We start from the raw sequence: 14,489 nt of genomic DNA, 5'->3' as shown, positions 1-14,489 counted from the left end.
GGCGCGCCGCGTCCGGCAAGCGGGCGCGCGCCACGCCGGGCGGGAGAGTTGCGGGCGTCGGCGAGGCGTATCAAAGTGATGCCAGCCAAGTGCAGGAGGCGAGGGGTGTCATGAGCAAGGTTCTCAAGGAGTTCCGCGAATTCGCGGTGAAGGGCAATGTGGTCGATCTCGCCATCGGCGTGATCATCGGCGCCGCCTTCGGGCAGATCGTGTCCTCGATCGTCTCCGACCTGTTCATGCCCGTCGTCGGCGCGGTGTTCGGCGGGCTCGACTTCTCGAACTACTTCGTCGGCCTGTCGTCCAGCGTCACCGCCAACTCGCTCGCCGCGGCGCGCGAGCAGGGCGCGGTGTTCGCCTATGGCCACTTCCTCACCGTGGTGATCAACTTCCTGGTCATCGCCTGGATTCTCTTCCTGGTGGTGAAGGGCATCAACCGGCTGCGCCGCAACGCGGCGAAGGAGCCGCCGCCGCCCGCCCCGCCGACCAAGGAGGAAGTGCTGCTGACGGAAATCCGCGACATTCTGGCAAAGAAGGCCTGAGGCGTCCCACATTACCGGTCCGACAGCCGAAATGGGGGCTGGGAGCGGCGCGCAAGACGCGCTAGAAGCCTTCATCTCGGTTGAGTGCAGAGCGAAATGACGACCTTCACCCGCCTCGCGATTCCCGACGTCGTTCTCGTCCAGCCGGTTCGGCACGGCGACGCGAGAGGCTATTTCTGCGAGACCTACAAGAAGGCGGAATTCGACGCCTTCGGCCTCGACATCGCCTTCGTGCAGGACAATGAATCACTGTCGCGCGAGGTCGGGGTGGTGCGCGGGCTGCACTTCCAGACCCCGCCAATGGCGCAGGCGAAGCTGGTGCGGGCGGTGCGCGGCGCCATTTTCGACGTCGCGGTCGACATCCGCCGGGGCTCGCCCAGCTTCGGCCGCTGGGTGGCGGCGACGCTGACCGCCGCCGGCGGCGAGCAATTGCTGGTGCCGCACGGCTTCGCCCATGGCTTCTGCACGCTGGAGCCGGATACCATCGTCGCCTACAAGGTCGACGCGCCCTATTCGCCGGCTCACGATGCCGGCATCCGATGGGACGACCCCGACCTCGCTATCGACTGGCCGGTGGCCGTAGGCAGTGCGGTGCTCTCGAACAAGGACCGGACGGCGCCGCTGCTGCGCGACTACGCGACGCCCTTCGCCTGTCCGCAGCCGGCGGCGGGAGCGTGAGGTCATGACGGCCATCCCCCAGCGCATTCTGGTCACCGGCGGCGCCGGCTTCATCGGCTCGGCGGTGGTTCGGCGTCTGGTGCGGCAGGGCCGGCAGGTGCTGACCTATGACAAGCTGACCTATGCCGGCAATCTGGCCTCGCTGGCCGAGGTGCACAATCTGCCGGGCCACAGCTTCGTTCAGGCCGACATCTGCGATGGCGCGGCGTTCCGGACCGCACTGGCGGAGTTCCGCCCCGACCTGGTGATGCATCTGGCGGCCGAATCGCATGTCGACCGCTCGATCGACGGGCCGGGCGACTTCATCCGCACCAACATTCTCGGCACCTACACGCTGCTGGAGGAATCGCTCGCCTATTGGCGCTCGCTCGATGGGCCGGCGCGCGGGCGCTTCCGCTTCCACCACATCTCCACCGACGAGGTGTTCGGCACGCTGGGGGCGGAAGGGCTGTTCCGCGAGGACACGCCCTACCAGCCCAACTCGCCCTATTCGGCCTCCAAGGCCTCCTCCGACCATCTGGTGCGGGCCTGGTTCCACACCTATGGCCTGCCGGTGGTGATGTCGAACTGCTCGAACAATTATGGGCCGTACCATTTCCCGGAAAAGCTGATCCCGCTCACCATCCTCAACGCGCTGGAAGGCGCGCCGCTGCCGGTCTACGGCAAGGGCGAGAATGTGCGCGACTGGCTCTACGTCGACGACCATGCCGCGGCGCTGGAACTGATCGCCACGCGCGGGCGGCTGGGCGAGAGCTACAATGTCGGCGGCAATAATGAGCGGCGCAACATCGACGTGGTGCGCACCATCTGCGCCATCATGGACCGCATCGCGCCCGACCCGCGCCGCGGGCCGCGGGAAAACCTCATCAGCTTCGTCACCGACCGCCCCGGCCATGACGCGCGCTACGCCATCGACGCCGGCAAGCTGCAGCGCGAACTCGGCTGGACGCCGTCGGAAACCTTCGAGAGCGGGATCGAGAAGACCGTGCGCTGGTATCTCGACAACCCGGCCTGGTGGGAGCCGCTGAAGGCGCGCTATGCCCGCCAGCGCATCGGGCTGGCCACATGACCCGGCTCCTGCTGCTGGGCGCCGGCGGCCAGCTCGGCCGCGAGATCGCCGCGACGGCCCTCGGCACCGGCGTGGAGCTGGTGGCGCTGGATCGCGCCGGGCTCGACATCACCGACGCCGCCGCTCTCGGCCGCGCGCTGGCGACTTCCCGCCCCGAGGTGGTGATCAACGCCGCCGCCTACACCGCGGTCGACCGCGCCGAGAGCGAGCCGGAGCGGGCGCACCTTATCAACGCCGTTGCGCCGGGCCTGATCGCGGCCGCCTGCGCGCAGGCCGGCGCGGCGCTGATCCACCTCTCCACCGACTATGTGTTCGACGGCACCCGGCAAGGCGCCTATGTCGAGACCGACCCGGTCGCGCCGCTCGGCGTCTATGGCGTCTCCAAGGAGGCGGGTGAGCGGGCGGTGCGCGAGGGGCTGGCGCGCCACCTCATCGTGCGCACCTCCTGGGTCTATGGCATCCATGGCGCGAACTTCCTCAAGACCATGCTGCGGCTCGCCGCCGAGCGCGACCGGCTGACCATCGTCGCCGACCAGCGCGGCTGCCCCACCGCCACCATCGACCTTGCCGAGGGGCTGCTGGCCGCCGCCGGCCCGCTCGCCGCCGGCACGCTGGCGCCGGGCACCTATCACCTCGCCGGCACCGGGGCGACGACGTGGTTCGACTTTGCCGGCGCCATCCTCGCGCGGGCCGGCGCGCATACCGGGCGCCAGCCCGAGATCGTGCCGATCACCACCGCGGACTACCCGACCCCGGCGCGCCGGCCGGCCAATTCGGAGCTGTCGAGCGCATTGTTCGCGCAGGCGGCGGGATTCCGCGCCGCGCCGTGGCAGCAGCGGGTGGTCGAGGTGGTCGACCAGCTTGTCGGCTCGCCGGCGACCTAGAGCCGCACGCCGATGTTTCCACGCATTTTCCTGACGCGAAACGGACATCGCTTCGCTGGAACATGCTCTCACGCGACAGGACAGGGACCGGGGCACCGACATGAAGGGCATCATCCTCGCCGGGGGCTCCGGCACGCGGCTTCACCCGATCACCATGGTGGTGTCGAAGCAGCTTCTGCCAGTCTACGACAAGCCGATGATCTACTACCCGCTCACCACGCTGATGATGGCGGGGATCCGGGACATTCTGGTCATCACCACGCCGCATGACAGCGCGCTGTTCCAGAAGTTGCTCGGCGACGGTGCGCAGTTCGGCCTGGCCTTGAGCTACGCGGTGCAGGAAAGCCCGCGCGGGCTGGCGGATGCCTTCATCGTCGGGCGCGATTTCATCGGCGACGAGCGCGTGGCGCTGGTGCTCGGCGACAATCTGTTCTTCGGCCACGGCCTGCCGGAACTGCTCGCCCAGGCCACCGCCCGCACGCACGGCGCCACCGTGTTCGGCTATCCGGTCAAGGACCCCGAGCGCTATGGCGTGGTCGAGATGGGCGAGGGCGGCAAGGTCGTCTCCATCGAGGAGAAGCCGGCCGTGCCGCGCTCCAATCTGGCGGTGACCGGACTTTACTTCTACGACAACCGCGTGGTGGAGATCGCCGCCGGCCTCAAACCCTCGCCGCGCGGCGAGATCGAGATCACCGACGTCAACCGCGCCTATATGGCGCGCGGCGAACTCAGCGTGCTGATGATGGGCCGGGGCTTCGCCTGGCTCGACACCGGCACGCCGGATTCGCTGCTGGAGGCGGCGCAGTTCGTGCAGATCCTGGAGAGCCGGCAGGGGCTGCGCATCGCCTCGCCGGAGGAAATCGCCTTCCGCGCCGGCTTCATCGACGCCGCCCAGCTCACCCGGCTCGGCGAGGCGCAGCGCAAGTCGCAATATGGCGGCTATCTGCTGCGGCTGGCGGAAGAGGGGCGCTGAGCCGGGGGCGGTCTTGCCGGTGCCGGTCCGCGCCGCGCCGACCCATCGTTCCCGTTCATCGCCGGCTCACGTCTTTTGATGAATGCACGCCGCCCGTCGGTTGTAGACTGGCGTACCGCGCCCTCTTTCAGGTTCTCCCATGCCCGCCGACACTGCTCCGCTCCTGCCGACGCCCTCCCTGCTCGATCACATCCGCCCGCAGGCGCTCTCGCTGCCGGAAAGCGGCATTGTCGAGGTGATGAATTATGGCCGCCGGCATGAGGGGCTGATCCCGCTCTGGGCCGGCGAGGGCGACCTGCCGACGCCCGCCTTCATCAGCGAGGCCGCCACCCGCTCGCTGGCGGCCGGGGAGACCTTCTACACCTGGCAGCGCGGCATACCGGAGCTGCGCGCCGCCATCGCCGGCTATATGCACCGGCTCTACGGCGTGGCGGAGGATCCGGAGCGCTACTACGTCACCGGCTCGGGCATGCAGGCGATCCAGATCGCGCTGGCGCTCACCCTGTCGGCGGGGGAGGAGATCCTCATTCCCTCGCCCGCCTGGCCGAACGCGGCGGCGGCGGCCGAGGTGGTCGGCGCCCGGCCGGTGTTCGTGCCGTTCTCCTTCGACCCGGCGCGCGGCTTCTGGCTCGACCTCGGCCGGCTGGAGAGCGCGGTGACGCCGCGCACGCGGGTCATCTTCATCAATTCGCCGGCCAACCCGACCGGCTTCGTCGCCTCCCACGACACGCTGCGCGGCGTGCTCGACATCGCCCGCCGGCACGGGCTGTGGATCGTCGCCGACGAGATCTATGGCCGCTTCTTCTACGAGGCGGGGGAGGGTGGCCCGGCGCGCGCGCCCTCCTTCCACGACGTGATGGAGGAGGAGGACCGCATCCTGTTCGTGCAGACCTTCTCCAAGAACTGGGCGATGACCGGCTGGCGGCTCGGCTGGATCGAGGCGCACCCCTCGCTCGGCCCGGTGCTGGAGAACCTGATCCAGTACGCGACCTCCGGCGTCGCCGCCTTCATGCAGCGCGCCGGCGTCGCGGCGCTGGAGCGTGGCGAGAGCTTCGTCGCCCACCAGATCGAGCGGGCGCGGCGCGGGCGCGACATCGTGGCCGGGGGGCTGGCCTCGTCCAATCGCGTGCGCTTCGCCTCGCCGCCGGGCGCCTTCTATATGTTCTTCGGCGTCGAGGGCGAGGTGGACATGCGCGCCCTCGCCCTCAGGCTGGTCGACGAGGCGGGCATCGGCCTCGCCCCCGGCACGGCCTTCGGTCCCGGCGGGGAACGCTATATCCGCATGTGCTTCGCCCGCGGCGAGGCGCAGATGAGCGAGGCGACCGACCGGCTGGTGCGCTGGCTGCAGAAATGAGCGTCCCGCGCGGGGCAACCGGCGGAAATCGCGCGGCGATCGGTTGCGGCCCGCGCTCCGGCGGAGCACACTGAAATCATGAGGGATTTCGCGCCATCGCCCGACGCCCCGGCCTCGCCGGCGCCGCACCCGCCCACCGTCTCCGAGGCGCGGCTGCTGTCGGTGCTGGACACCGCCGCCGACGGCATCATCGTCATCGACGAGCATGCGCGCATCCTGATCTTCAACAAGGCCTGCGAGCGCATGTTCGGCGTTCCCGCCGCCGAAGTGGTGGGGAAGAACGTCAAGCTGGTCATGCCGACCGAATATGCGCGCGAGCATGACGCCTATGTCGGCAGCTACATCCGCACCGGGGTGAAGAAGATCATCGGCATCGGCCGCGAAGTGCAGGGCCGGCATGCCGACGGCACGGTGTTTCCGCTGGAACTGTCGGTGGGCGAGGCGGCGACGCCGGACGGGCGGCAGTTCATCGGTATCCTGCGCGACCTGCGCCCGCGCAAGGAGAGCGAGCAGCGGCTCGCCGACCTGCAGGGCGAGTTGGTCCACCTCGCCCGCGTCTCCGCCATCGACGAGATGGGGGCGGCGATCGCCCATGAGCTGAACCAGCCGCTGACCGCCTTGATGCTCTATCTGCAGGCGATCCGCCGCGCACACAGCCGCGGCGTCGACATCGTGACGGTGGTGGGCGACATTCTCGACAAGGCGGCCGGCGAGGCCGAGCGCGCCGGCCACATCATCCAGCGCATGCGCCAGTTCGTCGAGAAGCGCGACCCGGAGCGGCATGTGCGCGCGCTCGATCCGCTGATCGATGAGGCGATCGACCTGACCCTGCTCGGCCAGCGCCACCGCATCCGCATCGACCGCCAGCAAGGTGAGAACCTGCCGCCGGTCTCGGTCGACCCGGTGCAGGTGCAACAGATCGTGGTCAATCTGGTGCGCAACGCCATCGAGGCCGCGTCCGGCGTGGCCGACCCGGCAATCCAGATTCGCACCCGTGCGGACGATGGCGGCGTGGTGCTGGAGGTGCAGGACAATGGCCCCGGCATCGCGCCCGAGGCGCTGCCTAAGCTGTTCGAGGCGTTCGCTAGTTCAAAACGTCGCGGCATGGGGCTCGGCCTTGCGATTTCGCGGACGATCGCCCAGAACCACGGGGGAGACCTTGTGGTCGAGCCGGGCGGCAAGGGCAGGGGCGCGTGTTTTTCGCTGATCCTGCCGGCGGCCGCGGCCGTGCCGGACGAGGTCGGGTGAGGGGAGCCGTCAATGGCGCATCTGGGTGAGGTCTTCATCGTCGACGACGATGCCGCGGTGCGCGACGCGCTCTCGCTCGTGCTCAGCCTCGAAGGCTACCACGTGCGGGGCTTCTCGGATGGCGCGGCCTTCCTCTCGGTGGCCCGCGCCCATGTGCCTTCCTGCGTCGTGCTCGACGTGCACATGCCCGGCCGCTCCGGGCTCGACATCCTCAAGGAGCTGGAGGCCGACCGCTACCCGGCGCCGATCTTCATCATCTCCGGGCAGGGTGACATTCCCATGGCGGTGGACGCGATCCGCCACGGGGCGCTCGACTTCATCGAGAAGCCGTTCGATGCCGACACGGTGCTGGAGCGCGTGCGCGACGCCATCGCCGCCCATGGAAGGCGTGCCTCGGCCGAGCCGGGCGACCTGCTGACGGCGCATTTCCCCGGCCACGACCTGCTCACCCCGCGCGAGCGCGAGGTGCTGGTGCAGATCGCCTCCGGCGCCTCCAACAAGGAAGCCGGGCGCACGCTCGGCATTTCCCCGCGCACCATCGAGGTGCACCGCGCGCGGATCATGGAAAAGCTCGGCGCCAAGAACGCCGCCGACCTGGTGCGCATCGTGCTCAAGGACATGCGCGACTGAGGGGCACAGTGGGAGCGCCACGCCCGTGCAGGACGCGGCGCTCTACGCATCCCTACGAATTGCTGATGTCTCCGCTCTTTTCCACTGTCTCGCAAAAGAGCGGGAGAGAGCCCTTGCGTGTTCATGTGGTCGAGGATGATGCCGGGGTGAGCGATTCGCTGGCCCTGATCCTCCGGAATATCGGTCACACGGTCATCTCCTATCCCGATGCCGAAAGCCTGTTCAGGGCGCCGCTGCCGCAGGCGCGGGACGCGGTGATCGTCGATCTCAGCCTGCCCGGCATTTCCGGCGCCCATCTCGTGCGCTGGCTGCTCAACCTCGCCGCGCCGCCGCGCGTGGTGGTCATCACCGGCCAGTCGCAGGGCTTCATCGACCATCAGCTGCGCGGCCTGGTGCCCACCGGGCTGGTCCGCAAGCCGCTTGATGTCGACGCCATCACCCGGGTGCTGCCGGCCGAAGATGCCGCCGGTTCGCCGGCCTGACGGCTGGCGGGCGGCGGGCGCTTCCGGAAAGTTCCTTACGCAGCCGCCCGAACTGCGCGGGCCCGCTTCGCCCGCTAGCTTGCGCAAGATCAAGGGTGGAGCGACACAGATGCGACAGATCATCGACGAACGCACCGGCGGCACCGTGCGCCCGCCCTGTGGCGCGGAGCCCCACGGCGCGACGATGCGGATCGCCGCCCATGTCACCGTGCTGCACGAGGGCGACCCCGCCCGCCGTATCATGGAAGTGGTCGACGGCGCGGTGATGCTGACCAAGCTGCTGCCGGACGGGCGCCGCCAGGTGGTGGAACTGCTCGGCCCCGGCGACGTGTTCGGCCTCGCCCATGCCGATGCCTATGCCTGCTCGGCCGAGACGCTGACCCCGGCCACCATCAACACCCATGAGCGCGGCGCGCTGGAGCGCGATCCGGTGCTCGCCGCCCGCCTGCTGCGGCGCTTCGAGGCGCAGCTCTGCGTCATGCATTCCCACGCCCTCGTGCTCGGCCGCATGTCGGCATTGGAGCGGGTCGCCTTCTTCCTGCTGCGGCTGATGCCCGACGGCATGGTGGGCACCACGCTGCATCTGTCGATGACCCGGCAGGAGATCGCCGATTTCCTCGGCCTCACGCTGGAGACTGTCAGCCGGGCCTTCTCCGAGCTCAAGCGGCGCGGCCTCGTCGTGTTGCAGCGCGCCGACGAGGTGCGGATTCAGGATCGCGGCAGCATGCGGCGCCTTGCCGGCGCGGCCTGAGCGCGCTCGTTCACCCGTTCCAGCACCTGGGCGCCTCCCTCGCGGGGCGCCCTTTTCTTTGTCGCCTCACACCGCCGCCGAATGGCGGGCGCCCTGGCTCTGCAGCCGGTGGTCGAGCGCCGCCGCAGCGAGCCGCACGAAGGGGCGCCCGGCCGAGGTCATGGCGAGGTGCCCTCCTTCCAGCGTGAGCAGCCCGTCGGCGGCGAGGTCGGCCAGACGCGGGGCGGCCTCGGCGAGGGTCGAGGCGTCGAGCTCGACTTCGAGGTCGCACATCAGCCGCTCGATCAGCGCCCCGCGGGTGACATCCTCGGCGGTGAAGGCGATGCCGCGCACGGTGGCGAAGCCGCCGGCGTCGAGGGCGCGCGCATAGGCGAGGGCGTCCGGCGCGTTCTGCGTGTAGCCCTGCGAGAACCGGCTGATCGCCGAGGCGCCCATGCCCACCAGCACATCGGCCCGGTCGGCGGTGTAGCCTTGGAAGTTGCGCCTGAGCCGCCCGGCCGCCGCCGCGCGGGCCAGCGGATCGTCGGCGCGGGCGAAATGGTCGAGCCCGATGGCGACATAGCCATTGGCGAGCAGCACCTCGCGCGCCGCCTCGCACTGTTCGAGCCGCTCGGCGGCGCCGGGCAGGGCGGCCTCGTCGATCATCTTCTGGTTCGCCCGCATCCACGGCACATGGGCATAGCCGAACAGCGCCAGCCGCTCCGGCGCCAGCAGCGTGGCGAGCTGGGTGGTGCGGCGGATGTCGCGCTCGCTCTGGTGCGGCAGGCCATACATCAGGTCGAGATTGATCGAGGAGATGCCGGCCTCGCGCAGCCGACGCATCGCCCGCTCCACCGTGGCGAAGGGCTGGATGCGGCCGATGGCGCGCTGCACATGGGCACTGAAATCCTGCACCCCGAGGCTGACCCGGTCGACCCCCATGGCGGCCAGCGCGTCGGCGAGGTCGGCATCGGTCTCGCGCGGGTCGAGCTCGAAGGCATGTTCGGCGAGCCGGTCGAGGTCGAAGCTCTCGGCCAGCTTTTCGCCCAGCCGCTTCAGCGTCGCCGGCCCCAGCAGGCTCGGCGTGCCGCCGCCCCAGGCGATATGGGTGACCGCCCGGCCGCCCACGCCGGCGGCGACCAGCCCGATCTCGCGCTCCAGCCGCCCGGCATAGGCCGCCACCGGCTCGGCGCGCTGTGTCGCCTTGGTGGTGCAGCCGCAATAGAAGCAGAGCGCCGGGCAGAACGGCACATGCAGGTAGAGCGAGACGCTGGCCTCGCGCGGCAGGGCGCCGAGCCAGCCGGCATGGACCTGCGGCCCCACCGCACCGGTAAAATGCGGCGCCGTCGGGTAGGAGGTGTAGCGCGGCACGGCCCGCTCGGCATGGATCAGGTTTGCGTTATGCATGCAGATGATTTGACCCGACCCGCCATTCGTCGCATTGATCCGGCGCAAATGGCGCGCGTCGCGGACCCTGCCCGGCGCCTGCCGCGCCTACCCACGTCCCGCGTGCCGCCGGTTCCCGCCTCATGCCCCTTCCCGCCTTCCTGAAGACACCCGGCCCCGCGCCGAAACGATTTGCCTGGTACGCCGCCACGCTGGCGCTCGCCTTTGCCGGCGGGGCCTTCTTCGCCTGGCTCGCCATGCCGGCGGGCTGGCTCTCCGGCGCGCTGGTGGCGACGGCGCTGGCGGCGCTGCTCGGCGCCCCGGTCGGCGTCGAGAAGAACATGCGGCTCGGCGTCTACATCATTCTCGGCACCTCGATGGGCTCGTCGATCACGCCCGACACGCTGCGCGGCATCGCCGCCTGGCCGGTGACCATGGGTGTGCTGGTGGCCTCGGTGCCGGTGATGATGGTGGCGGTGATCGCTTATCTGGAGAAGGTCGCCGGCTGGGACCGGCGCAGCGCCTTCTTCGCCGCCGCGCCGGGCGCGCTCTCCACCGTGCTGGTGATGGCGGAGAGTTCGGGAGCGGACTCGCGGCGCGTGGTGTTCGGCCAGTCGCTGCGGCTGTTCGTGCTGGTGGCGCTGCTGCCGGCGGCGATCGGCGGGCTCGGCCACCAGCCGGCGGGAACGCTGCCGATCAACCCGGTGGTGCCGGACCTGACGAGCTTCTTCATCTCGCTCGGCGTCGGCATTTTCGGCGGCCTGCTGGCCGAGCGCAGCCGCTTTCCCGGCGGGGCGATGGTCGGCGCCATGCTGGCGAGCGCGCTGGTGCATGGATTCGGGCTGATCGAGGGGCGGCTGCCCGACATCTTCCTGATCGTCGGCTTCGTGGTGCTGGGGGCGAATACCGGCAGCCGCTTTGCCGGCACAAGACTGTCGACGCTGCGCAGCTTCCTGGTCGATTCGCTGGTGGCGCTGCTGATCGCCACCGCTGTCGCGCTGGCCTTCGCCGTGCTCGGCGCCTGGCTCGCCGACGAGCCGCTGCCCAAAGTGCTGGTGGCCTATGTGCCGGGTGCGCTGGAGGCGATGACCATCATGGCGTTCGTGCTCGGCATGGACCCGGCTTTTGTCGCCGCGCACCATCTCGTGCGTTTTCTCGGTCTCGCGCTGGCGATTCCGGTGATCGCCCGGCTGTTCTTCGGGCGGGCGGACATTCCCTCCGAGAATGTCGGGATCGACAAGACCGAGCCGAAGGACTGAACCCGGCTTTGCCGCCGTCCGTCCCGGCGGCTATTCCGCCGCCTGCGCCCGATTGACGAAGCCGAGTCCGAGCCGGGTCCACACATCGGTGAGCGCGTGGGCGAGATGGGCGACCAGCGCGTCGTCATGGAACGGGCCGGGGGTGATGCGCAGCCGCTCGGCGCCGCGCGGCACGGTGGGGTAGTTGATCGGCTGGATATAGATGCCGTGCTCGGCCAGCAGCAGGTCGCTCGCCGCCTTGCAGGCCTCGGCATCGCCGACCATGATCGGCACGATGTGGGTGTCGGTGACGATCTGCGGCAGGCCGGCCAGATCCAGCGCGCGCTTGACCTTGGCCACCTGCGCCTGCTGGGCGGCGCGTTCGGCCCCGGAGGCCTTGAGGTGGCGCACGGAAGCCGCGGCCGCCGCCGCCACCGCCGGGGGAAGGGCGGTGGTGAAGATGAAGCCGGGCGCGTAGGAACGCACGGCGTCCATCATCGCACGCGAGCCGGTGATGTAGCCGCCGACCACGCCGAACGCCTTGCCCAGCGTGCCCTCGATGACATCGATGCGGTGCATGACGCCGTCGCGCTCGGCCACGCCGGCGCCGCGCGGGCCATACATGCCGACCGCGTGCACCTCGTCGAGATAGGTCATGGCGCCGTAGCGCTCGGCGAGGTCGCAGATGGCGCCGATCGGGGAGATGTCGCCATCCATCGAATAGATGCTCTCGAACACGATGAGCTTGGGGCGGTCGCCGGCCGCCTGCAGCAACTCCTCAAGATGGGCGAGGTCGTTATGGCGGAAGATCGCCTTGTCGCGGCCGGCCTGGCGCACGCCCTCGATCATCGAATTGTGGTTGAGCGCGTCCGACAGGATCAGGCAATCGGGAATGAGCTTGGCGAGGGTGGAGATGCCGGTCTGGTTGGAGACATAGCCGGAGGTGAAGACGAGGCCGGCTTCCTTGCCGTGAAGATCGGCAAGCTCGGCCTCCAGCCCGACCACGGCATGGCTGTTGCCGGAGATGTTGCGGGTGCCGCCGGCGCCGGCGCCGGCCTGCCGGGCGGTGGCGCACATCGCCTCCACCACGGTGTCGTGGCAGCCCATGCCGAGATAGTCGTTGGAGCACCAGATGACGATGTCGCGCTCGCCCTCGGGGGTGTGCCAGACCGCGTGCGGGAAGCGCCCGGTATCGCGTTCGATCTCGGCGAAGGTGCGGTAGCGGCGCTCGTTCTTGAGCGTGTCGACGGCATCCTGGAAAAAGCGGGCGTAGTCCATGGCGCATCCCAACTGGGCCTTGCCGGCGACCCGGCAGGGCACTGTTCGGGCACCATGAACTTTGGAGCGGTTCCGATCAACCCGGCAAAGCCCTGACGCGGCGATCGGGCGCGCCTATTGGAAAAAGCGCCTGCTCACGTCTCCGCGAGGCCGCGCACCTGCGCCAGCGTCATCGGCAGGGCGGCGCTGCCGTCGAAATAGACGAAGCGCAGCGTGCGCCGGCGCGAGGCCATGGCGGCGGGCAGCGGATCGTAGCGAAAGCTGCCGCCGCCCAGATGCGGCATCACCGCGCCGACATCGGTGGTCTCGCCGGTCTCGACCCGCAGCAGGCTCACGCGCGTGCCCCCGGACGTCACCGCCTCGAACGGCACGCGGGCGAGGCGCAGGAAGCTGGTCGGGTCGCTGGCGGTGGCGAAGCTCTCGACGAACGCCTTCTCCACCAGGTCGAGGTCGGGCTCGGCACGGGCGTGGTCGCCCGCCTCCGGCGGCTGCGGCAAATGCGGCGTCTGCCACTGCGCGGCGCGCGGCGGCTGGCCGTGATTGTGGCCGTGGGAATGCGCCTCGGCATGGGAATGCCCGCCGGCGCCGTGGGGTTCGTGGTGATGATGATCGTGGCCGCGATGCATGTCTTAAGCCTTCTGCGTGCTTCGAGGCCGCCTGCGGCGGCACCTCAGCATGACGATGTCCAATGAACCGCCGTCATCCCGAGGTGCCCGGGCAAAGCCCGGGCCTCGAAGGATCTCGTCCGGGCGCGGGTTCAAAAGCTCACCGGCTTGTCGATCATGTGCTTGTGGCTTCCCAGCTTGCCATGGGCGAGCATGGAGCCGAGCGCCTCCACCACCACGCGGGTGGCGAACAGGGCGGTGATGTCGGAGGTGTCGTAGGGCGGCGAGACCTCGACCACCTCCAGCCCGCACAGCCCTTCCGCCGCCACCAGCCCGAGGATCTTCAGCGCCTCGCGCGGCAGGAACCCGCCCGGCTCGGGCCAGCCGGTGCCGGGCACGAAGCCGCAGTCGATGGAATCGACATCGAACGAGATGTAGACCGCGTCCGCGTCCTTCCATGCCAGTTCCAGCGCGATCTCGGCCGCCTTCTCCAGCCCTATCTTCTCGATGTCGTCGATGGTCAGCACGTTTGTGCCGCGCTTCCTCGCCTCCTGCACGCCATAGCGCGGCACCTGCCAGCCGCCGATGCCGAGTTGCACCAGGTTCTTGGGCGAGACATTCGGCAGGTTGGTCGCCCAGTACCAGGGCGTGGTGTGCATGCGCTCGTCGAGATCCTTCTCCTGGATGTCGATGTGGCGGTCGAAATGGATGATGCCGATACGCTTGGAGGTGCATTCGGCGATGCCGCGCACGCAGGGAAAGCCGATCGAATGGTCGCCGCCCAGCATGATCGGCAGCGCGCCGGAGGAGAAGACGTGGGAGACGCCCTTGGAGATCTGGTCGAAGCTCTTCTCCAGGTTCGCCGGGATGGTGAACACGTCGCCGGCGTCGCACAGCGTCATCTGCTCGCGCAGATCGACGCCGAGCTCGTAATTATAGGGGGTGTACAGCGCCGAGATGCGGCGGATGCCCTGCGGCCCGAAGCGGGTGCCGGGGCGGTAGGTGGTTCCTGAATCGAACGGAATGCCGAGCACGGCGGCGTCGTAGCGGCCGACATCGCGGACATTCTCGACGTAAGGGGCCTTCATGAAGGTGTTGATGCCGGCGAAATGCGGCAGCTCGCCGCGCGCGAAAGTGGGGATCGACTTGTCGGTGATCGAATCGGCGCCGGGCAGGCCCATGTCGAGCGCCCATTGCTGCTCCTTGCGCCAGCCATCCTCGGAGAGTCGTTCCTCGGCCTCCAGCGCCTTCCAGCCCTGCATTCCCCGGATCTCGAAATTAGGGTGATGAAGGCGTCGGCGCGCCGGCGCCGGGGCGAGGCCGGCGAAACGGGTGGAACGCTCGGGGGGACTCGTCCGGAAGGGGTGATGCATCGGTGTCTCCGTTCGTCGAAGG

At 69.5% G+C, this 14,489-nt stretch carries 15 protein-coding genes; 11 read left to right on the top strand and 4 right to left on the bottom strand.

The features are described 5' to 3' along the window. Positions 1 to 110 precede the first annotated feature (110 nt). The 10 genes from mscL (at position 111) to KHC23_RS15420 (ending at position 8,608) form a co-directional block, all read left to right on the top strand. The gene (gene mscL, locus KHC23_RS15465) at positions 111 to 539 is read left to right on the top strand and encodes a large conductance mechanosensitive channel protein MscL (protein ID WP_213373563.1); all 429 of its coding nucleotides are present in this window, start codon (positions 111 to 113) and stop codon (positions 537 to 539) included. Between the two features lie 96 nt (positions 540 to 635). Continuing rightward, positions 636 to 1,217 (top strand): dTDP-4-dehydrorhamnose 3,5-epimerase, encoded by a 582-nt coding sequence (gene rfbC, locus KHC23_RS15460; RefSeq protein ID WP_213373562.1) that lies wholly within the window; start codon positions 636 to 638, stop codon positions 1,215 to 1,217. A gap of 4 nt (positions 1,218 to 1,221) precedes the next feature. Further along, positions 1,222 to 2,286 carry a dTDP-glucose 4,6-dehydratase gene (gene rfbB / locus KHC23_RS15455; protein ID WP_213373561.1) on the top strand — a complete coding sequence of 355 codons (1,065 nt, stop codon included), beginning with the start codon at positions 1,222 to 1,224 and terminating at the stop codon, positions 2,284 to 2,286. Beyond that, a complete protein-coding gene (gene rfbD / locus KHC23_RS15450) occupies positions 2,283 to 3,170 on the top strand; it encodes a dTDP-4-dehydrorhamnose reductase (protein WP_213373560.1) in 888 nt (295 codons plus the stop codon). Before rfbB ends, rfbD begins: the two co-directional genes overlap by 4 nt. A gap of 100 nt (positions 3,171 to 3,270) precedes the next feature. After that, a complete protein-coding gene (gene rfbA / locus KHC23_RS15445) occupies positions 3,271 to 4,143 on the top strand; it encodes a glucose-1-phosphate thymidylyltransferase RfbA (RefSeq protein ID WP_213373559.1) in 873 nt (290 codons plus the stop codon). 139 nt (positions 4,144 to 4,282) lie between these two features. After that, positions 4,283 to 5,497, top strand: coding sequence for a pyridoxal phosphate-dependent aminotransferase (locus tag KHC23_RS15440; RefSeq protein ID WP_213373558.1), 1,215 nt, complete (start codon positions 4,283 to 4,285; stop codon positions 5,495 to 5,497). 78 nt (positions 5,498 to 5,575) lie between these two features. Beyond that, positions 5,576 to 6,745 carry a two-component system sensor histidine kinase NtrB gene (locus tag KHC23_RS15435; RefSeq protein WP_213373557.1) on the top strand — a complete coding sequence of 390 codons (1,170 nt, stop codon included), beginning with the start codon at positions 5,576 to 5,578 and terminating at the stop codon, positions 6,743 to 6,745. A gap of 12 nt (positions 6,746 to 6,757) precedes the next feature. Beyond that, positions 6,758 to 7,375 carry a response regulator transcription factor gene (locus KHC23_RS15430; protein WP_213373556.1) on the top strand — a complete coding sequence of 206 codons (618 nt, stop codon included), beginning with the start codon at positions 6,758 to 6,760 and terminating at the stop codon, positions 7,373 to 7,375. Between the two features lie 113 nt (positions 7,376 to 7,488). Further along, complete coding sequence (locus KHC23_RS15425; protein WP_246544658.1) at positions 7,489 to 7,857, top strand: response regulator; 369 nt, start codon at positions 7,489 to 7,491, stop codon at positions 7,855 to 7,857. Positions 7,858 to 7,966: 109 nt separating this feature from the next. After that, a complete protein-coding gene (locus tag KHC23_RS15420; protein ID WP_213373555.1) occupies positions 7,967 to 8,608 on the top strand; it encodes a Crp/Fnr family transcriptional regulator in 642 nt (213 codons plus the stop codon). Positions 8,609 to 8,674: 66 nt separating this feature from the next. Here the strand turns inward: KHC23_RS15420 and hemN are convergent, their stop codons facing one another. Then, a complete protein-coding gene (gene hemN, locus KHC23_RS15415) occupies positions 8,675 to 9,994 on the bottom strand; it encodes an oxygen-independent coproporphyrinogen III oxidase (protein WP_213373554.1) in 1,320 nt (439 codons plus the stop codon). A 122-nt stretch (positions 9,995 to 10,116) separates the two neighbouring features. Here hemN and KHC23_RS15410 point away from each other — a divergent pair, with 122 nt between their 5' ends. Then, positions 10,117 to 11,232: an AbrB family transcriptional regulator gene (locus KHC23_RS15410; RefSeq protein ID WP_213373553.1), complete on the top strand. Its 1,116-nt coding sequence runs from the start codon at positions 10,117 to 10,119 to the stop codon at positions 11,230 to 11,232. A gap of 30 nt (positions 11,233 to 11,262) precedes the next feature. Here the strand turns inward: KHC23_RS15410 and hemA are convergent, their stop codons facing one another. The 3 genes from hemA to KHC23_RS15395 form a co-directional block, all read right to left on the bottom strand. Then, on the bottom strand, positions 11,263 to 12,489 hold the full coding sequence (gene hemA / locus KHC23_RS15405) for a 5-aminolevulinate synthase (RefSeq protein WP_213373552.1): 1,227 nt from the start codon (positions 12,487 to 12,489) through the stop codon (positions 11,263 to 11,265). A 134-nt stretch (positions 12,490 to 12,623) separates the two neighbouring features. Next, on the bottom strand, positions 12,624 to 13,115 hold the full coding sequence (locus tag KHC23_RS15400; RefSeq protein ID WP_213373551.1) for a hypothetical protein: 492 nt from the start codon (positions 13,113 to 13,115) through the stop codon (positions 12,624 to 12,626). 131 nt (positions 13,116 to 13,246) lie between these two features. Then, complete coding sequence (locus tag KHC23_RS15395; protein WP_213373550.1) at positions 13,247 to 14,467, bottom strand: agmatinase family protein; 1,221 nt, start codon at positions 14,465 to 14,467, stop codon at positions 13,247 to 13,249. Between the last annotated feature and the right edge of the window lie 22 nt (positions 14,468 to 14,489).

This window comes from Ancylobacter dichloromethanicus (genome assembly GCF_018390645.1).
Lineage (GTDB): Bacteria > Pseudomonadota > Alphaproteobacteria > Rhizobiales > Xanthobacteraceae > Ancylobacter > Ancylobacter dichloromethanicus.
Note: the sequence above shows the minus strand (reverse complement) of the source record. Positions and strands in the feature narration are given on the sequence as shown.